At 60.7% G+C, this 24,753-nt stretch carries 30 protein-coding genes; 17 read left to right on the plus strand and 13 right to left on the minus strand.

Going from position 1 to position 24,753, the window contains the following annotated elements; genetic code table 11:
* Positions 1-37 precede the first annotated feature (37 nt).
* The 3 genes from ACODTD_RS20585 (at position 38) to ACODTD_RS20595 (ending at position 2,560) form a co-directional block, all read left to right on the plus strand.
* On the plus strand, positions 38-1,459 hold the full coding sequence (locus ACODTD_RS20585; protein ID WP_236197128.1) for an MltF family protein: 1,422 nt from the start codon (positions 38-40) through the stop codon (positions 1,457-1,459).
* A 107-nt stretch (positions 1,460-1,566) separates the two neighbouring features.
* Positions 1,567-2,001: a DoxX family protein gene (locus tag ACODTD_RS20590; RefSeq protein WP_007950955.1), complete on the plus strand. Its 435-nt coding sequence runs from the start codon at positions 1,567-1,569 to the stop codon at positions 1,999-2,001.
* A gap of 250 nt (positions 2,002-2,251) precedes the next feature.
* A complete protein-coding gene (locus tag ACODTD_RS20595) occupies positions 2,252-2,560 on the plus strand; it encodes a hypothetical protein (RefSeq protein WP_011335317.1) in 309 nt (102 codons plus the stop codon).
* A gap of 3 nt (positions 2,561-2,563) precedes the next feature.
* Here ACODTD_RS20595 and greB read toward each other — a convergent pair whose 3' ends face one another.
* The 3 genes from greB to ACODTD_RS20610 are packed head-to-tail and all read right to left on the minus strand — an operon-like array spanning position 2,564 to position 6,283.
* Positions 2,564-3,061 (minus strand): transcription elongation factor GreB, encoded by a 498-nt coding sequence (gene greB, locus ACODTD_RS20600; RefSeq protein ID WP_064383324.1) that lies wholly within the window; start codon positions 3,059-3,061, stop codon positions 2,564-2,566.
* 34 nt (positions 3,062-3,095) lie between these two features.
* Positions 3,096-5,600 carry an ABC transporter permease gene (locus ACODTD_RS20605; protein ID WP_221616044.1) on the minus strand — a complete coding sequence of 835 codons (2,505 nt, stop codon included), beginning with the start codon at positions 5,598-5,600 and terminating at the stop codon, positions 3,096-3,098.
* On the minus strand, positions 5,600-6,283 hold the full coding sequence (locus tag ACODTD_RS20610; protein WP_489105140.1) for an ABC transporter ATP-binding protein: 684 nt from the start codon (positions 6,281-6,283) through the stop codon (positions 5,600-5,602). The genes ACODTD_RS20605 and ACODTD_RS20610 overlap by 1 nt, the downstream gene beginning before the upstream one ends.
* Before the next feature lie 10 nt (positions 6,284-6,293).
* On the opposite strand from ACODTD_RS20610, the gene ACODTD_RS20615 reads away from it, so the two are divergent.
* From ACODTD_RS20615 to ACODTD_RS20625, 3 genes are all read left to right on the plus strand, one after another.
* Positions 6,294-6,899 carry an arylesterase gene (locus ACODTD_RS20615; protein WP_011335313.1) on the plus strand — a complete coding sequence of 202 codons (606 nt, stop codon included), beginning with the start codon at positions 6,294-6,296 and terminating at the stop codon, positions 6,897-6,899.
* Between the two features lie 57 nt (positions 6,900-6,956).
* Positions 6,957-7,250 carry a hypothetical protein gene (locus ACODTD_RS20620; RefSeq protein WP_003226812.1) on the plus strand — a complete coding sequence of 98 codons (294 nt, stop codon included), beginning with the start codon at positions 6,957-6,959 and terminating at the stop codon, positions 7,248-7,250.
* Positions 7,251-7,402: 152 nt separating this feature from the next.
* Positions 7,403-8,374 (plus strand): L,D-transpeptidase family protein, encoded by a 972-nt coding sequence (locus ACODTD_RS20625; protein WP_011335312.1) that lies wholly within the window; start codon positions 7,403-7,405, stop codon positions 8,372-8,374.
* Between the two features lie 123 nt (positions 8,375-8,497).
* Here ACODTD_RS20625 and oprI read toward each other — a convergent pair whose 3' ends face one another.
* On the minus strand, positions 8,498-8,749 hold the full coding sequence (gene oprI / locus ACODTD_RS20630; protein ID WP_011335311.1) for an outer membrane lipoprotei OprI: 252 nt from the start codon (positions 8,747-8,749) through the stop codon (positions 8,498-8,500).
* Between the two features lie 637 nt (positions 8,750-9,386).
* Between oprI and ACODTD_RS20635 the strand changes: the two genes are divergently transcribed.
* Positions 9,387-9,668: a GNAT family N-acetyltransferase gene (locus tag ACODTD_RS20635; protein ID WP_007955658.1), complete on the plus strand. Its 282-nt coding sequence runs from the start codon at positions 9,387-9,389 to the stop codon at positions 9,666-9,668.
* A 67-nt stretch (positions 9,669-9,735) separates the two neighbouring features.
* Here ACODTD_RS20635 and ACODTD_RS20640 read toward each other — a convergent pair whose 3' ends face one another.
* Positions 9,736-10,812, minus strand: coding sequence for a 3-deoxy-7-phosphoheptulonate synthase (locus tag ACODTD_RS20640; RefSeq protein ID WP_007908583.1), 1,077 nt, complete (start codon positions 10,810-10,812; stop codon positions 9,736-9,738).
* Positions 10,813-10,942: 130 nt separating this feature from the next.
* Positions 10,943-11,386: a PilZ domain-containing protein gene (locus ACODTD_RS20645; RefSeq protein WP_011335308.1), complete on the minus strand. Its 444-nt coding sequence runs from the start codon at positions 11,384-11,386 to the stop codon at positions 10,943-10,945.
* Between ACODTD_RS20645 and ACODTD_RS20650 the strand changes: the two genes are divergently transcribed.
* From ACODTD_RS20650 to cysB, 5 genes are all read left to right on the plus strand, one after another.
* Positions 11,385-11,771, plus strand: a complete 387-nt coding sequence (locus ACODTD_RS20650) for a thioredoxin family protein (RefSeq protein WP_011335307.1) — start codon at positions 11,385-11,387, stop codon at positions 11,769-11,771. The genes ACODTD_RS20645 and ACODTD_RS20650 overlap by 2 nt on opposite strands.
* Positions 11,768-12,724, plus strand: a complete 957-nt coding sequence (locus ACODTD_RS20655) for a putative 2-dehydropantoate 2-reductase (RefSeq protein ID WP_181457892.1) — start codon at positions 11,768-11,770, stop codon at positions 12,722-12,724. The genes ACODTD_RS20650 and ACODTD_RS20655 overlap by 4 nt, the downstream gene beginning before the upstream one ends.
* Positions 12,725-12,747: 23 nt before the next feature.
* Positions 12,748-13,653, plus strand: coding sequence for a 5'-nucleotidase (locus tag ACODTD_RS20660; RefSeq protein ID WP_007955682.1), 906 nt, complete (start codon positions 12,748-12,750; stop codon positions 13,651-13,653).
* A gap of 98 nt (positions 13,654-13,751) precedes the next feature.
* A complete protein-coding gene (locus ACODTD_RS20665; RefSeq protein ID WP_007955683.1) occupies positions 13,752-14,255 on the plus strand; it encodes a universal stress protein in 504 nt (167 codons plus the stop codon).
* A 113-nt stretch (positions 14,256-14,368) separates the two neighbouring features.
* Entirely contained in the window at positions 14,369-15,343 is a 975-nt protein-coding gene (gene cysB / locus ACODTD_RS20670) for an HTH-type transcriptional regulator CysB (protein ID WP_007955684.1), read from the plus strand.
* Between the two features lie 8 nt (positions 15,344-15,351).
* Here the strand turns inward: cysB and ACODTD_RS20675 are convergent, their stop codons facing one another.
* Positions 15,352-15,834, minus strand: coding sequence for a GreA/GreB family elongation factor (locus tag ACODTD_RS20675; RefSeq protein ID WP_011335305.1), 483 nt, complete (start codon positions 15,832-15,834; stop codon positions 15,352-15,354).
* Between the two features lie 2 nt (positions 15,835-15,836).
* Positions 15,837-16,244 carry a hypothetical protein gene (locus ACODTD_RS20680; RefSeq protein ID WP_011335304.1) on the minus strand — a complete coding sequence of 136 codons (408 nt, stop codon included), beginning with the start codon at positions 16,242-16,244 and terminating at the stop codon, positions 15,837-15,839.
* A gap of 124 nt (positions 16,245-16,368) precedes the next feature.
* On the opposite strand from ACODTD_RS20680, the gene earP reads away from it, so the two are divergent.
* Together earP and ACODTD_RS20690 are read left to right on the plus strand one after the other, a co-directional pair.
* On the plus strand, positions 16,369-17,511 hold the full coding sequence (gene earP, locus ACODTD_RS20685) for an elongation factor P maturation arginine rhamnosyltransferase EarP (RefSeq protein ID WP_011335303.1): 1,143 nt from the start codon (positions 16,369-16,371) through the stop codon (positions 17,509-17,511).
* Between the two features lie 48 nt (positions 17,512-17,559).
* Positions 17,560-18,129, plus strand: a complete 570-nt coding sequence (locus ACODTD_RS20690) for an elongation factor P (RefSeq protein ID WP_007955690.1) — start codon at positions 17,560-17,562, stop codon at positions 18,127-18,129.
* Positions 18,130-18,194: 65 nt separating this feature from the next.
* On the opposite strand, the gene ACODTD_RS20695 is transcribed toward ACODTD_RS20690, so the two are convergent.
* The 4 genes from ACODTD_RS20695 to ACODTD_RS20710 all read right to left on the minus strand — a co-directional run bounded on the left by ACODTD_RS20695 (position 18,195) and on the right by ACODTD_RS20710 (position 21,439).
* Entirely contained in the window at positions 18,195-19,208 is a 1,014-nt protein-coding gene (locus ACODTD_RS20695) for an alpha/beta hydrolase (RefSeq protein ID WP_011335302.1), read from the minus strand.
* A gap of 33 nt (positions 19,209-19,241) precedes the next feature.
* The gene (locus tag ACODTD_RS20700; RefSeq protein ID WP_201815721.1) at positions 19,242-19,661 is read right to left on the minus strand and encodes an organic hydroperoxide resistance protein; all 420 of its coding nucleotides are present in this window, start codon (positions 19,659-19,661) and stop codon (positions 19,242-19,244) included.
* A gap of 273 nt (positions 19,662-19,934) precedes the next feature.
* Positions 19,935-20,399, minus strand: coding sequence for a MarR family winged helix-turn-helix transcriptional regulator (locus ACODTD_RS20705; protein ID WP_011335301.1), 465 nt, complete (start codon positions 20,397-20,399; stop codon positions 19,935-19,937).
* Positions 20,400-20,482: 83 nt separating this feature from the next.
* Positions 20,483-21,439, minus strand: coding sequence for a LysR family transcriptional regulator (locus tag ACODTD_RS20710; RefSeq protein WP_201815719.1), 957 nt, complete (start codon positions 21,437-21,439; stop codon positions 20,483-20,485).
* Positions 21,440-21,551: 112 nt separating this feature from the next.
* Between ACODTD_RS20710 and ACODTD_RS20715 the strand changes: the two genes are divergently transcribed.
* Positions 21,552-22,301 (plus strand): sulfite exporter TauE/SafE family protein, encoded by a 750-nt coding sequence (locus ACODTD_RS20715; protein WP_201815717.1) that lies wholly within the window; start codon positions 21,552-21,554, stop codon positions 22,299-22,301.
* Here ACODTD_RS20715 and ACODTD_RS20720 read toward each other — a convergent pair.
* Complete coding sequence (locus ACODTD_RS20720) at positions 22,291-23,145, minus strand: LysR substrate-binding domain-containing protein (RefSeq protein WP_489105158.1); 855 nt, start codon at positions 23,143-23,145, stop codon at positions 22,291-22,293. The two genes, ACODTD_RS20715 and ACODTD_RS20720, sit on opposite strands and share 11 nt — an antisense overlap.
* A gap of 97 nt (positions 23,146-23,242) precedes the next feature.
* On the opposite strand from ACODTD_RS20720, the gene ACODTD_RS20725 reads away from it, so the two are divergent.
* The gene (locus ACODTD_RS20725; protein WP_007955702.1) at positions 23,243-23,458 is read left to right on the plus strand and encodes a DUF1127 domain-containing protein; all 216 of its coding nucleotides are present in this window, start codon (positions 23,243-23,245) and stop codon (positions 23,456-23,458) included.
* A 64-nt stretch (positions 23,459-23,522) separates the two neighbouring features.
* Positions 23,523-24,743: a winged helix-turn-helix domain-containing protein gene (locus tag ACODTD_RS20730; protein WP_489105141.1), complete on the plus strand. Its 1,221-nt coding sequence runs from the start codon at positions 23,523-23,525 to the stop codon at positions 24,741-24,743.
* Positions 24,744-24,753 lie beyond the last annotated feature (10 nt).

The raw sequence follows: 24,753 nt of genomic DNA on the forward strand, positions 1-24,753 counted from the left end.
GGCGGTGAAAACGCCCCGTATTCTTTCCGGAGAGTGGATGGTTCGTCCCTCGGTTTTGCTCCTGCTGTGTGGTTCGCTGCTGCTGCCGATGACGGCGGTCGCGCGGCTGCCCGGACCGCTGCAAGCCGTGCCGGCGGCCAAGGTTCGCGACTTGACCGAAATCCGCAGCAGCCGCGTGCTGCGGGTGCTGGTCAACCAGAGCCGCAACAGCTCCGGCGAAGTCCAGGGCCAGGCCATCGGCATCGAATACCACCGGCTGCGCGCCTTCGAGCAATACCTCAATGGCCACGCCCGCGACGGCCAGGAAATCACCCTCAAGATCATCCCCAAAGCCAAGGATCAATTGCTCGGCGCGCTGCAGCGTGGCGAAGGCGATCTTGTGGCGCCGGGCGAACTGCTCGAGCTGCAACCGGGCCACGCGGTTGCCAGCAGCGAGCCGATCGCCAGCAACGTGCCGCTGGTGCTGGTCGGCATCAAGGGTGAAAAACGCTACACCAAGGTCGAGCAACTGGCCGGCAAAACCCTGGCATTGCCCACCGGCAGTGCGGCGGGGGAGGCGGTCAGCCAGCTCAACCAGAAACTGGCGCTGCACAAACTGGCGCCGATCAAGATCGAATGGGTTGATCCAACGCTGGCGGTCGAGGATGTGCTGGAAATGGTTCAGGGCGGGATCTTCCACCTGACCATCGTCGAGCAACCGATTGCCGAGCGGTGGGGCAAGATCCTGCCCAAGCTGCGTTTCGACCGTCAGGTGATGATCAGCGAACCGGGCGAGGAATACTGGTTCGTGCGCCGTGATGCGTCGATGTTGCGGGCCAGCATCGACCGCTTTCTGACCGGCTACAAAAAGCCGTCGAACGAAGATGCGGCGTTTCTGCGGATCTACCGCCGCCTCTATCAAGTGCACTATCCGTTGGCCAAGGCTGACCGTCAGCGTCTGGAAAAGCTGCGCCCGACCCTGCAGAAGCACGCCGAAGCGCAAAACATGGACTGGCTCAACCTGGCGGCGCTGGCGTTCAAGGAGTCAGCACTGCAACCCGGCGCGCGCAGTGGCAGCGGCCCGACCGGGCTGATGCAGATCACCCCGTCGGCGGCACAGCGAGTCGGCGTCAACAATATCCAGAATCTCGATGCGAATGTGCAGGCCGGGGCCAAGTACCTGGCGATGATCCGCCGCAAGTTCTTCAACAGCCCCAAGCTCAACGAGCGTGAACGCATGGCGTTCACCCTGGCCGCTTACAACATCGGCCCGGAGCGGGTGCAGGGCATGCGTGCCGAGGCGCGGCGTCGCGGCCTGAATCCCAACCAATGGTTCTTTCAGGTCGAGCGCATCGCCATGGAGCAGGTGGGAATGGGCGCCGTCAGCTATGTTAATAGCGTGAACAAGTATTACTTGGCGTTCGACCGGGAGCGGGAGTCGTTGGAGCCCGGGGGGCAGAAAGTTGTCTCACGCAAATGATCAAATAAGTTGATTGTTATGGCGGAATTTTTGCGCTTTTAACATGAAAATAACTGATTAATATAGCGGCCAACCAATAAGCACTTCTGACAACAAGGAAACGCAACATGAGCTCTCTGATCAACAAGGTTCTGTTCACCCGCGCCGGCTACGGTCTGACCATTCTGCGCATTGCCGTCGGCGTGATCTTCGCCGCCCACGGTTCGCAGAAACTCTTCGGCCTGTTCGGTGGCTACGGTCTGGCAGGCACCGCGCAATACATGGAAAGCATCGGCCTGACCCCGGGTTACCTGATGGCTACCCTCGCCGGCGGCACCGAGTTCTTCGCCGGTCTGGCGCTGATCATCGGCCTGCTGGTTCGCCCGGCGGCGCTGGGTCTGACCTTCCTGTCGCTGGTGGCGATCTTCACCGTGCATATCAGCAACGGTCTGTTCATGGCCAACAACGGTTACGAGTTCGCTCTGGCCCTGCTCGGCGGCAGCCTTGCGGTGCTGATCGAAGGCGCCGGCAAGCTCTCGGTGGATCGCGCCATCGCCGGTTGACCGCTCTGGCTCAAGCAAAAGGCCCGCATTGTGCGGGCCTTTTTTGTTGCGGCTGATTCTTGACACTGGCCGGTCACGTTCTCTAGGATGCCGCTCATGCGCCGATTTAAACAGCTACTTGCGGGGCGCCAGGTGACTATTCTTCAGTTGCCGTCAGAAGCCGGAACAGGGCTTCGAAATACCGCTAAAGCGCTGGTTCGGTGTTGCCTCTCACCTGCCATGCAGACTTTTGAGGCAGAGACACGACACGATGAATGCACTACGCCCTCCAGCACGTCCCGCGCCGATCACGGCACACATCACCCAGCGCAATCCGAAAATCCTGCTTGGCGGCAAACATCAGCCGACGCTGTTGCGTTATCTCGATGGCTGGCCACGTCGCAGCGGTGGTCCTGCCGCGTTCCTGATCCAGTTCGTTGAAGACGGTGAGTCGCTGGCGCGTTTTGCCGATGACAGTTTCGATCTGGCCGTCATTCAGGCCCCGAGCCGTGAAGAGGCGCCGGAAATGATTCGCCAACTGACCCGCGTCGCACGCCAGGGCCTGATCACCCGGCGCTGAGCGTCAGGGATATTCGATCGCCACGATGTAGACGAACTGTTCGCCGGTCGGCGTCTGTACCCGAACTTCTGCATCCAGCGCCTTGCCGATAAGGGCGCGGGCCAGCGGTGAGTCGATGCTGATCAGGCCGAGCTTCAGATCCAGTTCGTCCGGGCCGACGATACGATAGCGCGACTGTTTGCCGTCCTCGTCTTCGATGGTCACCCAGGCACCGAAATAGACCTTGTTCGGATCACTGGGTTTTTCGCTGACCACTTTCAACGCCTCAAGGCGTTTGGTGAGAAAGCGCACGCGGCTGTCGATCTCGCGCAGCATTTTCTTGCCGTAGGTGTACTCGGCATTTTCCGAACGATCACCCTGAGCCGCCGCCTCGCTGACTGACTGCGTCACCTGCGGGCGGCGCACGTGCCACAGCTCATGGAGTTCGGCGCGCATCCGCGCTTCACCTTCAGGGGTGATCAGCGCAGTGCCGGCGGTGCGGGGAGGGCGATAACGGCTCATGGCAACTTCTTTTGATCAAGACGGCTGGAGTCTATCAACCCTCGCGCAACACTGTCAGCGGGCTGGCGTTCAGCGCACGCCGTGTGCCGAATACCCCGGCGCCACCAATCAGCGCCGCGCCGATCAACGGCAACAGCAGCAACCACGGATGGGGATGCCATGGCAGGTCGAAGGCGAAGCGATACAGCAACAGACTCACCACTTCCGAACCGATCGCCGCGAGCAATCCGCTGACCGCGCCGAGCAAACCGAACTCGATGCGTCGCGCCTTGATCAACAACTGCCGCTCGGCACCCAGCGCACGCAACAGTGCGCCCTGGCGAATGCGTTCATCCAGCGTTGCCTGCAAACCGGAAAACAGCACCGCCATCCCCGCCGCCAACACAAACAACAACACATACTCCACCGCCAGGGTGACCTGGGCGAGGATGCTGCGCAGCTGTTCGAGCAAGGCTTCGACCTGCAGAATGGTCACTGCCGGGAATGCTCGCGACAGCTCGACAATCTGCTGATCGTGACCGGGCGCCAGATAGAAGCTGGTCAGGTAAGTCGCCGGCAGATCCTTCAAGGTGCCGGGCTGGAAGATCATGAAGAAGTTCGGCTGGAAGTTGTCCCAGTTGATCTCCCGCAGGCTGGTGACCTTCGCTTCACGATTGACCCCGCCGACGCTGAACACCATGTGATCGCCCAGCTTGAGCTTGAGACTCTCGGCCACCTTGCCTTCAACCGAGACGCCCGGAACGTCGTCCGAAGGTTGCCCGGCCCACCACGAACCGGCGGTGATCTTGTTGCCGGCCGGCAGGTCGGCCGCCCATGTCAGGCTCAGGTCGCGCTGGATGGCGCGGTCGCCGGCCGAATCCTTACTGACGATTTGCTGCACCGCTTCGCCATTGATGCTGATCAACCGTCCCGGCACCACCGGATACAAAGGAGCGGCCTGGGCCGAGACATTGATCAGGTGATCGGTAAAGGCCTGTTTGTCCGCCGGCAGGATGTTCAGGGCGAAATAGTTGGGGGCGTTTTTCGGCAGCTGGTTTTGCCAGGTGTCGAGCAGTTCGCCACGCAGCAAGGCGATCAGCGCCATGGACAGCAGGATCAGCCCGAAGGCCAATGACTGGCCGGCGGCCGCCAAAGGATGACGCAACAACTGACCCAACCCGAGACGCCACGGCAAGGACGCGCGCGCCAGCAGACGACGCAGGCTTTGCAGCAGCAACAGCAGCAAACCGCCGAGCACCAGCGCGGCGACCACACCGCCGCCGAGCAGGGCGAATGTCAGCAGCAGATCCAGACTCAGGCGCCACATGATCAGCCCGAGCGCACCGAGTGCCGCGCCGTAGACCATCCAGGTGCTCGATGGAATCGGCAGCATGTCCCGGCGCAATACTCGCAATGGCGGAACCCGGCCCAGTGCGGCGAGCGGTGGCAGGGCGAAACCTGCCAGAGCGACCAGTCCGGTGCCGATTCCGGCGAGCGCCGGCAGCAAGCCTCCCGGCGGTACGTCGGTCGGCAGCAGATCATGCAGCAGCGCGAACAATCCCAATTGCGCGAGCCAGCCGAGCAGGGCACCGCTGAGGCTGGCGAGCAGGCCGAGTACCGTCAGTTGCAGACTGAACAGCACCAGGGTTTCCCGGCGCGACAGACCCAGGCAACGGAGCAGGGCGCTGGCATCGAAACGCCGACTGGCGAAGCGGTTGGCCGACAACGCGACCGCCACACCGGCCAGAAGCACGGCGACCAGGCTGGCCATGTTCAGATAGCGTTCGGCCTTGCCCAGTGCGCCGCCGATCTGCCGGTTGCCATCGCGGGCATCCTGAATTCGCTGGTTGGCGGCAAGGCCCGGTTTGATCAGTTGGCGATAGGTTTCCAGCGCCTGCGGCTCACCGCGCCACAGTTCGCGGTAGCTCACCCGGCTGCCGGGTTGTACCACGCCGGTCGCGGCGAGGTCGTCAAGGTTGATCAGTACTCGTGGCGTGAGGCTGTAGAAGTTGCCGGCGCGATCCGGTTCGTAAGTCAGCACTCGCGTCAGTTTCAATGTCTTCATGCCGACGTCGATGCTGTCGCCGATCTTCAGGTCCAGCGCCGTCAGCAGGCGCGCTTCGACCCAGGCTTCACCGGGCTGCGGCTCGCCTCCGGCTTCCTCTGTCGCGTAAGGAGCGGGAGCGCTTTTCAGTTCGCCGCGCAGCGGATAGGCGCGGTCGACGGCTTTGATACTGGAGAGCTGAATGCCGTTGTCCGTGGCGATGACGCTGGAAAACTCCACCACCTGCGCATGATCCAGGCGCAGCTCGGTGCCGCTCCGGATCTGTTCCGGGCGGGCCGGCGAGCTGCCTTCGAGCGACAGGTCGGCGCCTAAAAACTCGGTCGCACGCAGCATCATCGCGCCGTTGAGACGGGCACCGAAATAGCCGATCGCGGTACTCGCCGCGACCGCCACGACCAAGGCGAAAAACAGCACCCGCAGTTCACCGGCGCGGGCATCGCGCAGCAGTTGGCGCAGGGCGAGACTGAACAGACGCAACAGCGGCAGACGTGCCATCAAGGCTCCAGAGGGGCGACCAACAGGCCGGCTTCAAGACGGATCAGGCGCCGGCAACGATGGGCCAGGCGTTCGTCGTGGGTCACCAGCACCAGGGTGGTGCCGCGTTCCTTGTTCAATTCAAACAGCAAGTCGCTGATGCGCTCGCCGGTGTGGCTGTCGAGGTTGCCGGTGGGTTCGTCGGCGAACAGCACATCGGGCTCGGCGGCGAACGCCCGGGCAATCGCCACACGCTGCTGTTCACCGCCGGAGAGCTGACGTGGCGAGTGCGTCAGGCGCTGGCCGAGTCCGACCCGTTGCAGTAACTCGGTGGCGCGGCTTCGCGCGTCTTTGCGGCCGTCGAGTTCCAGCGGCAGCATGACGTTTTCCAGCGCGTTGAGGCTGTCGAGCAGCTGGAAAGATTGAAAGACGAAACCCACGTGTTCGGCGCGAATGCGTGCGCGCTGGTCTTCGTCGAGATGACTCAGGGCTTGTCCGGCGAGCGTCACTTCGCCGCTGCTTGGCAGATCAAGGCCGGCGAGCAGGCCGAGCAGGGTGGATTTGCCGGAACCGGACGCGCCGACGATGGCCAGGCTGTCGCCCTTGTTCAGTTCCAGGCTGAGTTCGTGCAGGATGGCCAGTTCACCTTCCGCGCTGGGAACCACTTTGCTAAGGTTCTTCGCGGTGAGAATGCTTGCGCCCATGGAGAATCCGATGCGTGTGTGGTTTTTGAGTGCTGGCCTGGCCTTGATGTGCATGGCCCAGAACGCAGCGGCGGGTACAGTCCTGATCGTTGGCGATAGTATCAGCGCCGGTTTCGGACTGGATACCCGGCTGGGGTGGGTGTCGTTGCTCGAACAGCGGCTCAAGAGCGAAGGTTTTGACGACAAAGTGGTCAATGCGTCCATCAGCGGTGACACCAGTGCCGGAGGCCAGGCGCGGCTGCCGGCGCTGCTTGCAGAGCACAAGCCGGAACTGGTGATCCTCGAATTGGGCGGCAACGATGGCCTGCGCGGAATGCCGCCGACGCAATTGCAACAAAATCTTGCTTCGATGATCGACAGCTCCCGTCAAAGCGGTGCCAAGGTGCTGTTGCTCGGCATGCAGTTGCCGCCCAATTACGGCAAGCGCTACACCGATGCCTTCGCCGAGGTCTACGGCAAACTCGCCGAGGAGAAAAAAATCCCGCTGGTGCCGTTTTTTCTCGACGGTGTGGGCGGGCATCCGGACTTGATGCAGGCCGACGGTCTGCACCCGGCGGCCGGGGCTCAGGGCAAGTTGCTGGAAAATGTCTGGCCGACGCTAAAACCGCTGTTATGAGGCTTTTCTAGCGGCAGGCTTTCGGCTAATGTGGCGCCCCCTAATTTGGAGCCCCCGATGCCGCGCCCTGCCTGGTCCCTGTTCGCCTACCAACTGATCGAGCCTGACGAACAGCTGGATCTGTTCGCCTGCCAGGAAGTGCGGGTGCATCTGGTGACCCGTCAGCTGGAACTCGGTGGTTCGGCTGACCGAACCCTGTGCGGCAGTCTGCTGCCGGCGCAACCGCGCTGGTCCAGCGTGGATCGCCGGGTGTTCCAGGATCAGCGCCTGTGCTCGCTGTGCCGGGCGATCCTCGAATCGCAGAAGCGCGGCACCTCGCCGATCTGGCCTGAGCTGCGTTTCGAACTTTAAACGCAACCGTTCTTTCGAATGCAGTTTGGGCGAGCGGCAGCTTCAACCATGAAGAGTGATGCCAGCCCATCGGCGCATCTCCCCGAATTCTCTGGGCGCGGTGTACAATCGCGTTCTTATTACCCTTGTCGATCTTGCGAAGGATTCTCCGGATGTTGCCGCGTTTTCCTGCCGTCACCCGCTGCCTGTCTCTTGCCGCCCTGTGTGTGGCCGGTCCCGTTGCCGCACTGGAGTTTCCACTGCCACCGCCTGGTGAAGACATCATCGGCCAGGTGCAGGTGATCAAGGCCAAGTACGAAGACACCTTTGCCGATCTGGGCACCACCTACGATCTGGGTTATTCGGAAATGGTCGCGGCCAACCCGGGCGTCGATGCCTGGTTGCCGGGCGCCGGCACCGAAGTGGTCCTGCCGACCCGTTTCATCCTGCCGCCGGGGCCGCGTGAAGGCATCGTGATCAACCTGGCCGAGTACCGCCTCTATTACTACCCGAAAGGCCGGAACGTGGTGTACACCTTCCCGCTGGGTATCGGCCGTGAAGGCTGGGGCTCGCCGATCGCTCACACCACGATTACCGCGAAGACGCCGAACCCGACCTGGACGCCGCCAGCTTCGATCAAGGCTGAACATGCTGCCGATGGCGATCCGCTGCCGAACGTGGTGCCGGCCGGTCCGGACAACCCGCTGGGGCCGTTCAAGTTCACCCTGGGCACGCCGGGCTACCTGATCCACGGCTCGAACAAGAAGTTCGGTATCGGCATGCGCACCAGTCACGGCTGCTTCCGCATGTTCAACAACAACGTGCTGGAAATGGCCAGCATGGTTCCGGTGGGGACTTCGGTACGGATTCTCAACGACGCCTACAAGTTCGGTCGCAGTGGCGGCAAGATCTATCTGGAGGCGCACACGCCGATCGATGACAAAGGCAACCCGTCGGTGGTCGACAAGCACACCGCCGTGATCAACGCGATGCTCAAGCGCGAAGACATCACCAACAACCTTCGCATGAACTGGGATGTGGTGCGTGATGTGGTGGCGGCCGAAGATGGCCTGCCAACCGAAATCGGCACACCGAACACCTCGGCGCCGATGGTCTCCAGCGCACCGATCGACCTGCAGCAATAAGCTGGAAGACAAAACCCGCCGAGGCTTGCGCCGTGGCGGGTTTTTTATTGCCCGCAGAAAACTGCAGGCACAAAAAAGCCGACCCGAAAAACGGGTCGGCTTGATAACAATCCCGAAGGACTATTACTTGCGGCTAGCTTTTTCCAGCATGCGCAGAGCACGCTCGTTAGCTTCGTCAGCAGTCTGTTGTGCTTTTTGAGCAGCAGCCAGAGCTTCATCAGCTTTACGGTAAGCTTCGTCTGCACGAGCCTGGGCGCGAGCAGCTGCGTCTTCAGTAGCGGTCAGACGTGCTTCGGTTTCTTTCGATGCGCTGCTGCAACCGGTAGCCAGAACTGCGGCCAGAGCCAGAGCAGAGAATTTCAGAACGTTGTTCATCGTGTTCCCCTTCAAGGACTTTCAATTAAGTGGCTGTCTCCTCCGATTGAGGAAATAGCCGGCGTACATACTACCCATTACTTGTAGTAAGTAAACTGACGTGAGGCAAGAAGCAAAAAAAATTGTAGGCGTTGATTCTTTTTCGAGCAACTTTTAACTGGGCTGTATAAAAAATATCCAGCTGTAAGCCCCGAGATGAGCGAGTTAATGAGAAAAAGTTCCCGTTGCTGTGCGCTGTTTTGCAGGTAGTGGCCGAAGTCTGTCTATATGGATTCGTCCACACTTTTGTTGCGAATCTGCGCAGCGCCTCGCATATCTTTGTCCATGTTGAGGTGACTTTAAAACAGGCGGCTCGTCTTAAGTCTCAACATCCGGCGATGTTCAGCCTTTCGGCTCGGGAAGATCGTCTCCCGAACCGGCCCTGAGTCCACCGGAACTGCCCCGTCAATCCGCATGTTGACGAGCGTACCTTGAGCATTTTCGCCAATGGTGCCTACTATTTGATACGTGCTCGGGTTGCGCGAGATCGGTGCAGTTCTTCTCGGTGTCCATCAGGCACGGGGTGGCGTAGATGTTCCTTCGCCGGGAAAACATCGGTAAGGTAGGGGTCAGAATTCGAGACCCGCGAGGAGTAGTGATGAGCGAGGCGTTGTCCATCCACCATGACCAGGCTGGTCATCAGTTCGAGACCAATGTGGACGGTCATCGTGCCTACCTGACCTATATGGATCTGGGGAAACAGACCCTGGATATCTACCGCACCTTCGTGCCCAACGCCTTGCGTGGCCGAGGCATCGCGGCAGCCCTGACCGAGCGGGCGTTGCAGTACGCCGATGAAATGGGCTACACAGTCATTCCATCGTGCTCCTACGTGGAGCGCTACATGGAGCGTCATCAGCGGCGCACCGCCAAGATCTGACTGACCTCACCGCACACACAAAAACGCCGGGCAATGCCCGGCGTTTTTTATGCCTGTGAAACGCCTGTCAGCTGCGCTGACGTTTCGGCAGGACATCCTTGAGCTTGGCGTGCATGCTGCGCAAGGTGTTTTCGGTAGCGGACCAGTCGATGCACGCATCGGTGATCGACACGCCGTATTGCAGGTCGGCGAGGTCTTTCGGGATCGCCTGGCAGCCCCAGTTCAGGTGACTTTCGACCATCAGGCCGATGATCGACTGGTTGCCTTCGAGGATCTGGTTGGCGACGTTCTCCATCACCAACGGTTGCAGGGCCGGATCCTTGTTGGAGTTGGCGTGGCTGCAGTCGACCATGATGTTCGGCTTGATCTTCGCCTTGTTCAGCGCCTGCTCGCACAGGGCGACGCTGACCGAGTCGTAGTTCGGCTTGCCGTTGCCGCCGCGCAGCACCACATGACCGTAGGCGTTGCCTTTGGTGGTGACGATCGACACGCCACCTTCCTGGTTGATACCCAGGAAACGGTGCGGGCTGGAAACCGACTGCAAGGCGTTGATCGCCACAGTCAGGCCGCCGTCGGTGCCGTTCTTGAAGCCGACCGCCGAAGACAGGCCGGAAGCCATCTCGCGGTGGGTCTGGGATTCGGTGGTACGGGCGCCGATGGCCGACCAGCTGATCAGGTCCTGCAGATACTGCGGGGAGATCGGGTCGAGGGCTTCGGTTGCGGTCGGCAGGCCTTTCTCGGCCAGGTCCAGCAGCAACTGGCGACCGATGTGCAGACCGTCCTGGATTTTGAACGAGTCATCCAGGTACGGGTCGTTGATCAGGCCTTTCCAGCCGACGGTGGTCCGTGGTTTCTCGAAATACACGCGCATGACCAGATACAGGGTGTCCGAGACTTCTGCCGCCAGCACCTTCAGGCGATCGGCATATTCGTGGGCAGCCTTGATGTCGTGGATCGAGCAGGGGCCGATCACCACGAACAGACGATGGTCGGTGCCATCGAGAATGTTGCGGATGACCTCGCGACCCTTTGTGACGGTGCGCAGGGCAGCGTCGCTCAGAGGGATATCACGCTTGAGCTGATCGGGAGTGATCAGGGTCTCGTTGGAAGCGACGTTCAGGTCGTTGATCGGTAAATCAGCCATCGTTTACTCGTCAGGTCACGGGTGCCGGCCGCCAGCGATCCCCGCGCGGCGGAGCACAGCGGATTTAAGCGCGTCGGGGAGCCGAACCTTATCGCGTTAGACGCCTGCTAGACAATGGGCAAGTCACTGTTCAGTCCAGCACAGGCTGCGCAAACGCCTTGCGAACGGTGTCGTGGGAGAACTCGTCGGCGTGTTGTTCGACCCATTGCAGGGCCAGGGCCTGAATATCCTGGAGGTCGTCGTGGGCGTCGTTGAGTCGGCAATAGCGTTCGATCTGACACACCTGCTCACCCATTCGCGCGCTGAACAGCGTCTGTTCGTCGGTGAAGGCGATGCCCACCAGATAGCCTTTCTTGCGACGCAGGCACCAGGCCACGTAGCCCGGATAACAGATGTCGGCATTGAGAGTCGGCATGCGCACCTGCAGCGCGGTGCCATGGCGCCAGGCACGGTGGTAATTGCAAGCGATGCCGCCGAGGCTGATAGTGTGCAGCCGTTGACGCGAAATACACTCCGGTGTGAGCAAGGTCAATTCAACGGGCACATCATCCGGATGAGGAATAAACCGTCCCATGAGCACAGACTCCCTGTGTCGGCCATTTGACATTGTTTCCCCCAGTATAGTGGTCGAATCGCAACTGACCGATTTTGACGCCGACCAACGGCTGCTGGCGATGAATGGCGTTTCGCTGGTGATCTTCACCAGCGTCGGCTGCGCCAGTTGCCGCTATGCCCGCGAAGTGTTGCCGGGACTTGATCTTGCCGTCGATCGCGTGTGCTGGATCGATGCCGGTGACAACGGCGGACTGGTCGAGCGTTATCAGGTCTTTCATTTGCCGGCGCTGTTTGTGGTGCGTGACGGCGAGTTCTTTGGGGCTGTGCACACGCGTCTGAATGTCGATGAGCTGAATGCAGCCGTGACGCAGGCGCTAGGTCGAATTGCAGAGGAGTTGCCGTGATGGGAGCAGTGAAAAAACCGGTGGTGGGGATTATCGGCACCGGCGCCATCGGAGGGTTCTACGGGGTGATGCTGGCCCGGGCCGGGTTCGATGTGCACTTTTTGTTGCGCAGTGAATTTTCCGCAGTCGCCGAGCGCGGCTTGCAAGTGGACAGTGCTGTGCATGGCGCATTGGCGCTGAACCCGGTGCAGGCTTATTCGTCGGCTGAAGACATGCCGCCCTGCGACTGGCTGCTGGTTGGCGCCAAGACCACCAGCAATGCCGGGTTGGCGCCGTCGATCATTCAGGCGGCGAAGCCCGACGCGAAAGTGCTGGTGCTGCAAAACGGCCTCGACGTCGAAGACAGTTTGCGTGCGTTGCTGCCCGATTCCCTGCATTTGCTGGGCGGCTTGTGCCTGATTTGCGTTCATCGCGAGGGGCCGGGCCAGATCACCCACCAGGCGCTGGGCGCAGTGAACGTCGGCTATCACAGCGGCCCGGCAGCGGATGACGCGGCGCGCATGGCAATCGTCGAAGAGGGCGCCAGCCTGTTCCGCGCCGCCGGTCTTGATTCCCAGGCGATGCCGAACCTGCATCAGGCGCGCTGGCAGAAACTGGTGTGGAACATTCCCTACAACGGCCTTTCGGTGTTGCTAGGCGCCGGCACCACGCCGTTGATGGCCGACACGGACAGCCGCGCATTGATTCAGGCGCTGATGGCTGAAGTGGTGCAGGGCGCCAAGGCCTGCGGCCACGACATGCCACCCGGTTACGCCGAATACCTGTTCATGATGACCGAGAAAATGCCCGATTATTGGCCGAGCATGTACCACGACTTTTTACACAAGCGACCGCTGGAGCTGGAGGCGATCTACGCTCGTCCTTTGGCGGCGGCGAAAGCGGCAGGCTGCGAGTTGCCGCGAATCGAATCGTTGTATCGCACATTGAGCTTTATCGACCGGCGCAACGTTTAAACCGGTCGCACTGGGGGAAAGGCATGGCCAAGAACATCGATGACAAACTGGTGCTGGCGATCTCGTCCCGTGCCCTGTTCGACCTGAGCGAAAGCCACAAGGTGTATGAGTCGAGCGGCGTCGAAGCCTACCGGCAATATCAGATCGATCACGAAGACGAAATTCTCGCGCCGGGCGATGCCTTTCCGCTGGTGGAAAAACTCCTCAACCTGAACAGTCGTCTCGGCCGCGCCCGGGTCGAGGTGATTCTGGTGTCGCGCAACAGCGCCGACACCGGCCTGCGTGTTTTCAACTCCATTGGTCACTACGGCCTGGCGATCTCCCGTGCGGCGTTCGTTGGCGGCCGCAGTCCTTATCCGTATCTGAAGGCTTTCGGTTGCGACCTGTTTCTCTCCACCCATGCCGAAGATGTGCGCGCTGCGCTGGATGCCGGTTTCGCGGCGGCGACCATTCTGTCCGGCGGCGCCAGTCGCGCGGCCAGCGATGAATTGCGTATTGCCTTCGACGGTGACGCAGTGCTGTTTTCCGATGAGTCGGAGCGCGTCTATCAATCCGGTGGCCTCGAAGCCTTCCAGGCCAAGGAGCGTGAATCCGCTCGCGAACCGTTGCGCGGCGGACCGTTCAAGGGCTTTCTTGCGGCGCTCAACCTGTTGCAGCGCGAGTTCTCCGATGAGGAGTGCCCGATCCGCACCGCCCTGGTCACCGCGCGTTCGGCGCCGGCCCACGAGCGGGTGATCCGCACCTTGCGCGAATGGGACATTCGTCTGGACGAGTCGCTGTTTCTCGGTGGCCTGACCAAGTCGGCATTCCTCGAAGCCTTTGCGGCCGATGTGTTTTTCGATGATCAGGCCGGCCACTGCGAGCTGGCCCGGGAGGTTGTGGCAACCGGTCACGTGCCCCACGGCATCAGCAACGAACCGGCGGTCTAAAGCCCTCGTGGTTCAAGACGTTGCGTCGCACGTCGTACTCGCCAAGGCACTGCTAAGCTGAATCAAATCTCCGCCATGTTGGCTTGCGAGGAGGTCATATGATTCGTTCGATGCTGTATGCCACTGACCTCGGTCTGTACGCACCGTTAGTGATGCAGCATGCCCTGGCGATGGCGCGAACGTTCAATGCCGACCTGTACGTAGTGCACGCAGTGGAACCCATGGGGCTGTTCGCCGAATCGGTGTTGCAGAGCTATCTCGACGAACAGGCATTGAACGAATTTCACAGTCAGGGTCTGAAAACGGTCATTGCCAATATCGAGCAGCGGGTGCTCGACAGTTTTCGCGAAGAACTGGGGGATGAGGGCGAGCAGGACCTGCAGCGGATACGCGCGGTGCGGGTGCTGCAGGGCGATCCGTCACAGGTGATTCTCGATCAGGTGCAGAAACTCTCTGTCGATTTGCTGATCGTAGGAAGTCACAGCCACGGGGTCGGGGCGGAAACACCTTTGGGGCGAACGGCGGCCCGGCTGCTGCAATTGTCCAAGGTGCCGGTTTATCTGGTGCCGCTGGTGGAGCGTCGCCGTCGGGAGGATCGCTGAAGCGGGAATAATGGCACTTTGATAAAAAAGTTCTAGATTTATTCTTCAAACCATTAATATAGTTATATACCGTCGCTGATGCCCGTGGCGTCTACCTGCTTTGAGGGATTCATATGAAGCTTCAACAACTGCGCTACATCTGGGAAGTGGCGCACCACGACCTCAACGTTTCCGCTACAGCCCAAAGCCTCTACACCTCGCAACCGGGCATCAGTAAACAGATCCGTCTGCTGGAAGACGAACTGGGCGTCGAAGTGTTCGCCCGCAGCGGCAAGCACTTGACCCGCGTCACTCCGGCCGGCGAGCGTATCATCACCACTGCCGGTGAGATTCTGCGCAAGGTCGAAAGCATCAAGCAGATCGCCCAGGAATTCTCCAATGAGAAGAAAGGCACCCTGTCGATCGCCACCACCCATACCCAGGCACGTTATGCACTGCCGCCGGTGATCAGCAATTTCATCAAGCAATACCCGGACGTGGCGCTGCATATGCACCAGGGTTCGCCGATGCAGATCGCCGAAATGGCCGCTGACGGCACCGTCGATTTCGCCATCGCCACCGAAGCGCTGGAGCTGTTCGGCGATCTGGTAATGATGCCGTGCTATCGCTGGAACCGTTGCGTGGTCGTGCCTCAGGGCCACCCGCTGACCAAGCTGCCGAAACTGACCCTCGAAGCGCTGGCCGAATACCCGATCGTGACTTACGTGTTCGGTTTCACCGGCCGTTCGAAACTCGACGAAGCCTTCAGCCATCGCGGCCTGACGCCGAAAGTGGTGTTCACCGCTGCCGACGCCGACGTGATCAAAACCTACGTGCGTCTGGGCCTGGGTGTCGGCATCGTGGCGAAAATGGCGGTCGACACCAAGCTGGATAACGATCTGGTGGTGCTCGATGCCAGCGAACTGTTCGAGTCCAGCGTGACCAAGATCGGTTTCCGTCGCGGTACTTTCCTGCGCGGCTTCATGTGCGACTTCATCGAGAAGTTCGCGCCGCACCTGACCCGCGAAGTCATGGCCAAGGCCATTCAGTGCCACAACAAGCAGGAGCTGGAAGAGCTGTTCGAAGGCGTCGAACTGCCGGTTCACTAAGCCCCTGTCTACAGCACCTCGGTGACAGCAAACTGTTGCCGGGTGCCCGCCACCAGAATCTCCACCTCGTCCCCCTCAAACTTGCCCAGCAGGCTTTTGCCCAGCGGCGAGCGGGGGGTGATGACGGTAATCGGCTGGCCCACCACGTCGACTTTCACGCCCGCCGCATCCGGCGCCAGAAACAGCCATTGCTCGCGACCCTTTTCATCCTCCAGACCGAGCAGGGCGCCGACTTCAATCCCTCGTTGAGCGTCATACGCGCGCAGCGTCAGGTTCTGGCACAGCGCCAGTGACTGTCGAATTTCCTCGACCCGTTTCGCCTGGCCTGCCGCCAGGTACGACGCCTCGAGTCCCAGGGTGTCGTACTTGTTTTCGGCGATGTTCTCTTCGTGGGTCGCGGTTTCGTAAGCGGTTTGCGCCGCGCGTTCGGCGATGTCGAGATCGACGCGCAGCTTGTCGAGAATCAGTTGGTGAACCGTCTGTTTATTCATGATCAATCGCAGAATTGCAGGACATTGGCGCGGCTCTTTTCGCTAGGGGCCGTCTGATCCTGTTGCAGCCAGAACTGGCATTTGGGGTTCGACAGGTTGCGTGTGCTGCCACGGGCCTGATCCAGGCGTGCCTGTTGCTCGTTCTTGCGCAGGTTTTCTTCGTACTGCTCGAACAGGCGGTTTTGTGGTTCAGGTTCTGGCTGTGGCTGGGCGGCCACCGGAGGCTTGCTCAGTTGTTGCACCGCCTCCGCCACGGGTTGCAACTGACGGCTGAAGAGTAAAGAAGCGAGCCAGCATGTCAGCGCGATGGCCAGGAAACCCAGCCACACACCCAGGGCAATGCTGCCGGTCAATTGCAGCGCGCTAAGCTGAACAGGCAAGGGGCGACGCGGGTTGGGACGATAGGGCATGACTGCCTCCTGGCGGATGAGTGCGGGCGGGAGTCGATTGTCGCACGAAGATTAATTGTCGTCGGCTCTTCTGCATGGAGGGATTTATGCGGACAATCGGTGCTTTTGCCAACGGGAGCCTTGAATGCCGCAACTGAACACCCGCTGGGACATTTTTTGTACGGTCGTCGACAACTACGGCGACATCGGCGTGACCTGGCGTCTGGCCCGACAACTGGTCAGCGAGCACGCAGTGGCGGTGCGACTGTGGGTCGATGATCTGCGCGCTTTCGAACGCATTTGTCCCGAAATCGACATCGGCCTCGATCAGCAATGGCAGCAGGGCGTCGAAGTCCGGCACTGGCCAGCCGAGTGGCAGGAGGCCGATGCGGCCGACGTGGTGATCGCTGCGTTTGCCTGCCAGTTGCCAAGCGTCTACATGGACGCCATGGCCGCAAGGGAAGAACCGCCGTTGTGGATGAACCTCGACTACCTCAGTGCCGAAGACTGGGTGGTCGGGTGTCACGGACTGCCGTCGGTGAAGTACAAGTCGGTGCAGAAGTACTTTTTCTTTCCGGGATTTCAGCCTGGAACTGGCGGCTTGTTGCGTGAAAGGGGTTTGCTGGAGCGGCGTCAGCAGTTTCAGCAGGATCCCAAGGTGCAGCGACAATTCTTGCACGGTCTGGGGATCGTTCCTGCTCCCGATGCGCAACTGATCTCGCTGTTTGCCTACGAGAATGCCGGACTCGCCAGCTGGCTTGATGTGCTCGCGGCTGACTCGACGCCCACTCATCTGCTGGTGCCGGAAGGGCGGATTCTCGGTGATGTCGCCCGTTGGCTCGGGGTCGAGTCGCTGGCGGTCGGGGCGACGCATGTTCGTCAGTCGCTGACCGTGCAGGTGCTGCCGTTCGTCCGTCAGGATCAATACGATCAATTGCTCTGGTGCTGCGATTTCAACGCGGTGCGCGGCGAGGATTCGTTTGTCCGGGCGCAGTGGGCTGGCCGTCCCATGTTGTGGCACATCTATCAGCAGGACGAAGACATCCATCTGGACAAGCTCGACGCCTTCCTTGCGCTCTACACAAAACGCCTTTCGCCCGCTGCCGCCGAGGCGATGAACGGTCTCTGGCGTGCCTGGAGTGCCGGGCAGCCTATCGGCGACCACTGGCTCGAGGCCCGCAAACACTGGCCCGAACTGCAGGAAAATGCCCGCGCGTGGTGTCTGGAACAGGCCTTGCAGGCGGATCTTGCGACGGCGCTGGTACAGTTTTACCGAAATTGGATATGATACGCGGCCTAGATTTTTGTAAATCCCATCCAAATTCGGATATTCGCAATGAAAACTGGTAAAGAACTCAAACCCGGTACCGTGATCCGTATCGACAACGATCCTTGGCTGGTTCAGAAAGCTGAATTCACCAAGTCGGGCCGTAACAGCGCGATCATGAAGACCAAGCTGAAGAACCTGCTGACCGGTTACAAGACCGAAACCGTTTACGGTGCGGACGACAAGCTGGACGACGTGATCCTGGATCGCAAAGAAGCGACCCTGTCCTTCATCAGCGGTGACTCCTACACGTTCATGGACACCACCGACTACACCATGTACGAGCTGAACGCCGAAGACATCGAAAGCGTTCTGCCATTCGTGGAAGAAGGCATGACCGACGTTTGCGAAGCCGTATTCTTCGAAGGCCGTCTGGTTTCCGTAGAGCTGCCGACCACCATCGTGCGTCAGGTCGACTACACCGAAGGTTCCGCTCGCGGCGACACTTCCGGCAAGGTGATGAAGCCTGCCAAACTGAAGAACGGTACCGAGCTGTCGGTTGCTGACTTCATCGAAATCGGCGACATGATCGAGATCGATACCCGCGAAGGCGGTTCCTACAAAGGCCGTGCCAAATAAGCACTGCTTTTTGTGGAAAGAAAAAGCCCGACCATCGAGTCGGGCTTTTTTGTGCCTGATGAAAATTACTTCTTCAGGTGCTGCTTCAGTTCTTCCGAGGCCTGCAGCATCGCCGAGCGCACTGCCGGCACCTGGCTGACCACGTTGAGCAAACCGTAGTCGTGGATCATGCCGTTGTAGCGCACCGAGGTCACCGGCACCCCGGCTTCGTCGAGTTTGCGGGCGTAGGCTTCACCTTCGTCACGCAGCACGTCAGCCCCCGCAGTCTGCACCAGCGCGGGCGGCAGACCTTTCAATTGCGCGGTGGTTGCCCGCAGCGGCGAGGCGTAGATCTCGTTCCGCTGGTTGGCGTCGGTGGTGTAGTTGTCCCAGAACCACTTCATCATATTGCGAGTGAGGAAGTGCCCCTCGGCGTACTGGTTATACGAACCAGTGTCGAAATTGGCATCGGTCACCGGCCACAGCAGCACCTGGAATTTGATCGCCGGAGTGCCTTTGTCTTTGGCCATCAAGGCGACGACTGCCGCCATGTTGCCGCCGACGCTGTTGCCCGCCACCGCCAGACGCTTGCCGTCGACGTTGATTTCTTTGCCGTGTTCGGCCACCCATTTGGTAGCGGCATAAGCCTGGTTGATCGCCACCGGGTAATGCGCTTCCGGTGAAGGGGTGTAATTGACGAACACCGCCGCCGCACCCGAGCCGACCACCAGATCCCGCACCAGACGTTCGTGAGTCGGGAAATCCCCCAGCACCCAGCCGCCGCCGTGGAAGAACATGAACACCGGCAGCTCGCCCTTGACCCCGGCCGGCCGGACGATGGTCAGGCTCAACGGTTGGCCATCGACCTGGATGGTTTTCTCGCTGACGTCCGCCTTGGGCAGCGTCAGTTTGACCCCGGACTGCGCGCCCGTCAGCACGGCGCGGGCCTCCTTGGGTGTCAGCTGTTCCATCGGTTTGCCGGTGCCGGCATTCAGCACATCGAGAAACGCCTGAGTGTTGTGTTCAACCTCCCCGGCAAATGCGCTGTGGATGGACAGGGCGAGAAGGGTACCGGTCAAGACTTTGCTGAAAGTGTTCATGTTCATTTCCTGTACGGGCCTGAGCGTCAGTGATTACACGGTGACGTGCAGACGCACATCGACGTTGCCACGGGTGGCGTTGGAGTACGGGCAGACCTGGTGGGCTGCGTCGACCAGGCTTTGTGCGTCAGCCTGTTCCAGACCCGGCAGGCTGATGTGCAGGTCGATGTCCAGACCGAAGCCGCCAGGAATCTGGCCGATGCCGACGTGAGCGGTGATCGAGGCCTCGTCCGGGATTTTGCGTTTGGTCTGGCTGGCGACGAATTTCAGGGCACCGATGAAGCAGGCCGAGTAGCCGGCGGCAAACAGTTGCTCAGGGTTGGTAGCCGCGCCACCGGCACCGCCGAGTTCCTTCGGGGTGGCCAGTTTGACGTCGAGGATGTTGTCGCTGGAGATCGCACGACCGTCACGGCCGCCAGTGGAAGTTGCGATTGCGGTGTAGAGAGTTTGCATGGTGTGAGCCTCATCAAGTGTGGTTTGTTGCGCTAATTGTTTGCGCGCTAACTAGGTGCGAAGTGAATGTACTGCGCAAATATTTAGCGCGCAAGATAAATTTTTGAAGAGAGCGGGAATTGGCACTTGGATCGGGCAGGGTCGTGATCTCAAGTTTTTGATATAGAAGGTTTTTTTGAATCTGAAACGAGAGGAAATTTTTTTCGAGGATAAGCGGGGGAAGGTGCGATACGCCTGCGGGCGCAAGGCAGCGCCCACAGGAAAGGGGAACCTTTAAGTGAGGCTGTCCTGCAAATGACCCCGCAAGGCCTGCAACTCGGCTTGCAGGTTTTGCAGGCGCTCCAGCGTGAAGCCGCTGGCCCCCAGGATGCATTGCGGCACGGTTCGGGCCTTGTCTTTCAAGGCGCGTCCCTGGGCAGTCAGTTCAACGATCACCACACGCTCATCTTCCCGGCTACGGGTTCGGCTGAGCAATCCTTCACCTTCCAGACGCTTGAGCAATGGGGTCAGCGACCCTGGATCGGTCAGCAGGCGCGTGCTGATTTCTCCGACGGTCAAACCATCCTTCTCCCACAGCACCATCATCGCCAGGTACTGCGGATAGGTCAGACCAAGCGCTTGCAGCAGTGTCTTGTAGACCTTGGTCATCATCAGCGAAGTGGAATGCAGGGCGAAGCAGGCCTGATTGTCGAGCAGCAGGTCTTCGCAATGATCGGTGGTGCTACGGTCGGTGGTCATGTCGGTGCCTTGAACGGTAATGCAGATGAATCTAGCGCTCGAATCTTTAATGCGCCAGACAATTGTCCCCGGTGGTGAATTGGTCAGTGCCGGCCCAGCTCCCGTTGCAGGGCCAGATCCCACGGCGGCACGGGGCTGAACCGGGTCTTGAGGTACTCCAGCAACAGGCGGCTGCGGGAGCTGGCCTGCTGTTGCAGCCGCAGCGCGTAAATGCCGGCGCTTTCCGGCGTTGGCAGGCCATTTTCACAGAACAGCGGCAGCAACTCGCCACGCAACAGGTATTCGCTGGCCAGCCAGGTCGGCAGATGCGCAATCCCAAGCCCCGCCAGTGCGCCGCACACCAGCGCCTCGGCGTTGTTGGCGCTCATGCGCACCCGCGCCGGGCGGTGCAGTTGCATCTGCCCGTTCTGTTCGAAGCGCCAGGCGAAGGGCGGAGCGAGGCCGTCCCAGTCGAGGCCGTCATGCTCGCTCAATTGCGCGGGTTCGCTCGGCACACCGCGGCGCTTGAGATAGTCGGGGCTCGCGCAGGCGATACGGACTATGCTCGCCAAAGGGGTGGCCACCAACCGGGTATCGGCCATCTGCCCGGCGCGCAACACCAGATCGACCTTGCCCAGGTTCGAACCGTCCATATCGACAAAGCTGTCGATCAGATGCAGTTGCACGTCGAGCCCCGGATACAGCACCAGAAAATCGGCAATTACCGGCGCCAGATGCCGCCGCCCGAAGGCTGCCGGCGCATCCACCCGAATCAGGCCTTCCGGGGCGCTGCTCAGGGACACCGCTTCGGCCCGGGCCAGTTGCAACTCGGCCACAATCCGCCGCGCCCGTTCGGCAAATGCCAGACCCGCCGGCGTGGCCCGCACCGCATGGGTACTGCGGATGAACAGCTGACTGCCGACAGCGCTTTCCAGACTGTCTATGCGCCGGGCAACGGCGGATGGCGTCAGCGGATGTCGCCGTGAAGCAGCAGAAAAGCTGCCGCTCTCCAGCACATCGAGAAACAGCCCGAGTTGTTCGGTCAATTGATTGGGATTCATGAATCAGTCCAGTGCCTATGCGGATTTGGCACAGCCATTGTGCGTTGCTGTGCGTTTCCGTGCCAGCGCCGACTGCGTACGATGAGCTGACTGACGTATGAGGAATTCTGCTGTGATCGAGTTTTTGCTGTACCTGATGTTTGGCGCCGCCCTCGGTACTTTGGGCGGAATTTTCGGCATCGGTGGTGGCTTGATCGCCATTCCGCTGCTGGGCGTGTGGTTCGGGCTTGATCAGCAAATCGCCCAAGGCACGGCGCTGGTGATGGTGGTGCCGAACGTGATGCTCGCGCTGTGGCGTTATCACCAGCGCAACCGCATCGAACTCCGCCATGCGTTGCCGCTGGCGGTGATGGGATTCTGCTTTGCCTGGATCGGCTCGATCTGGGCCGTGGGCATCGACGCGCAGACCATGCGTATCGGTTTTGTCGCGTTCCTTGTGGCGTTGTCGGCCTACAACCTGGTGCGCATGTTCGGCGCGCGTCCGGCAGCGACGTCGGAGATGCGTTATTCATGGCCGTGGCTGGGCGTGCTCGGTGCGGCGTCGGGCACCATGGGCGGTTTGTTCGGTGTCGGCGGGGCGGTGGTGGCAACGCCGGTGCTGACCAGTCTGTTCGGCACCACTCAGGTGGTCGCTCAGGGTCTGTCGCTGGCGCTGGCATTGCCGAGCACCGGCGTCACGCTGGTGACGTACGCGGTGCACCACGAAGTGGACTGGATGATCGGCCTGCCGCTGGCCATCGGCGGTCTGGCCAGTATCAGTTGGGGCGTGAAAGTGGCCCACGCGATGCCGGAAAAACTCCTGCGTGGGCTGTTCTGCGGGTTCCTGGTGCTTTGCGCGGTGATGCTCGCCTTTAAAGTTTGAAGCCTTCGATGATGTGCTCGGCCAGGCATTCGGTGATCGGCGAGGGATTGTTGAGGTTGCGGATCAGCATGATGCTGGCCTCGGGCAGCAGCGGCAGATTTTCGGCATCTCCAAGAATCCGCATGTCGGGGGTAATCAGGCTTTCCAGCTGCGCGGTGATCGCCAGGCCGGCGCTCACCACCGCCATCAATGCCGACAGGCTGGTGCTGTTGTAGGCGATCCGGTATTCGCGGCCCATAGCGTCCAGCGCATTGCAGGCCCACAGGCGACAGAAGCAATCACTGTTGAACATTGCCAGTGGCAACGGCGTCTGCTCGTGGGCGCTGAAGTTCTGCGCCTCGGCCCAGACAAAACGCTCCTTGCGCAGCAGTTGGCCGATCTCGTTGCCTGGCTCGCGGGTGACGATCGACAGATCCAGGTCCGTGCGTTGCAGCAATTGCTTGGTCGACTCGCAATGCACTTCGATCTGGATCAGCGGATAGAACTGGGCGAAGCGCGACAGGATTCCCGGCAGAAACCGCATCACGTAATCGTCCGGCGTGCCGATCCGCACCGTGCCGACCATGTGCGGCTCGCGCAGGGTGTTGAACACTTCGCTGTGCAATTTCAGGATGCGACGCGCGTAACCAAGCAACACCTGGCCTTCGGCGGTCAGGCGCACCTGACGTCCGTCGCGCTCGAACAACTGGCGCTGCAACACGTCCTCTTCCAGACGCTTCATCTGCATTCTCACCGCCGATTGGGTGCGGTTGACCATTTCGCCGGCGCGGGTGAAACCGCCCTGATCGGCAATCGCGACAAAGGTGCGCAGAACATCGGTATCGATACTGGGGTACGCCGACAATTGATGAATCTCCGTGATGCATGCCATCAGAAACATTCGTTGGATTGATCGTAGCGCCGGCGCGAGACTTGAGCCATCCCTAAAGGAGGGCAACACGATGAAAGGTCAAAAACTGTATGTGAGCGATGAAAGAGTGCCGGTCCATCTGATTTCCGATCTGCTGCACAAGTTTAGCCGCTGGTACGAACTTCACCGCGAACGCGAACTGCTCGCCAGCCTGAGCGACGAAGCGTTGAAGGACATCGGGGTCAGCCGTGCCGATGTCGAACATGAGTCGGTGCGGCCGTTCTGGGACGATCCGATGCATAAATGATGAGGCCATTGCTACACAAACCACTTTCAAGTGAGGTAGGTTGCGAGCAGACATGGAGGTACACATGCCCGCGACACTGTCCTTTTCCCTTAAACAGGCTCGACGTCTGGCACTGGCTGCCCAAGGGTTTCACGGGCGCCAGCCGCCGGCTGTCAAGGCCATGCACCTCAACCGGCTGATCGAACGCCTCGGTCTGTTGCAGATCGACTCCGTCAACGCCGTAGTGCGCTCGCACTACCTGCCGCTGTTTTCTCGTCTTGGTTCCTATTCTTCCGATTTGCTCGACCAGGCTGCCTGGAGTTCGGGGCGACGTCGTTCGCTGTTCGAATACTGGGGCCATGAAGCGTCGCTGCTGCCGTTGTCGATGTACCCGCTGATGGGTTGGCGCATGCAGCGGGCCAGGCGCGGTGAAGATATTTATCAGCAACTGGCGCGGTTTGGTCGCGAGCAACAGGACACCATTCGCCGGGTGCTGGCGTCGGTCGAAGAGCAGGGCGCATTGGGCGCCGGCAGCCTGTCGACCCGCCAGGAAAAGGCCGGACCGTGGTGGGACTGGAGCGCGGAGAAGCACGCGTTGGAATGGTTGTTCGCTGCCGGCGAAGTCACTGTGGCCGGGCGTCGTGGTTTCGAGCGGTTGTATGACTTGCCGGAGCGGGTGATTCCGGCTTCTGTGCTGCACCAGCCACTGCTCGATGAAGCCGAGGCGCAACGCGTTTTGCTGTTGCATGCAGCGCAGGCGTTGGGTGTCGGCACGGAAAAGGACCTGCGTGACTACTTCAGGCTGAACCCCTCCGATGCGCGCCCGCGCCTGGCGGAACTGGTCGAGGACGGACAACTGCTGACCTGCGAAGTCGCCGGATGGCGCCAGATTGCTTATTGTCTGCCCGAGCCGAAAGTCCCGCGCAAGGTCGAGGCCAGTGCATTGCTGTCGCCGTTCGATTCACTGATTTGGGAGCGCAGCCGCACCGAGCGGCTGTTCGATTTCCGCTATCGGCTGGAGATCTACACGCCGCAGGATAAACGGGTCTACGGCTATTACGTGTTGCCGTTCCTGCACAACGAACGGATCGCTGCGCGGGTTGATCTGCGCGCCGAACGGACGGCTGGGCGGTTGGCGGTGCATGCGGTGCACGAGGAAGAAACCGGACTGGATGACGCGGGGATGCTGGCGCTGGCGCTGAACCTGCGGCGCATGGCGGACTGGCTGGGGCTTGAGCAGGTGCAGCTCAATTGTCAGCGGGAAAGTGCAGGGAGGTTGCGGATGGCGCTGGCTCAAATTGACTGAGCCCGCGCCA

This window comes from Pseudomonas sp. FG35 (assembly GCF_057809295.1).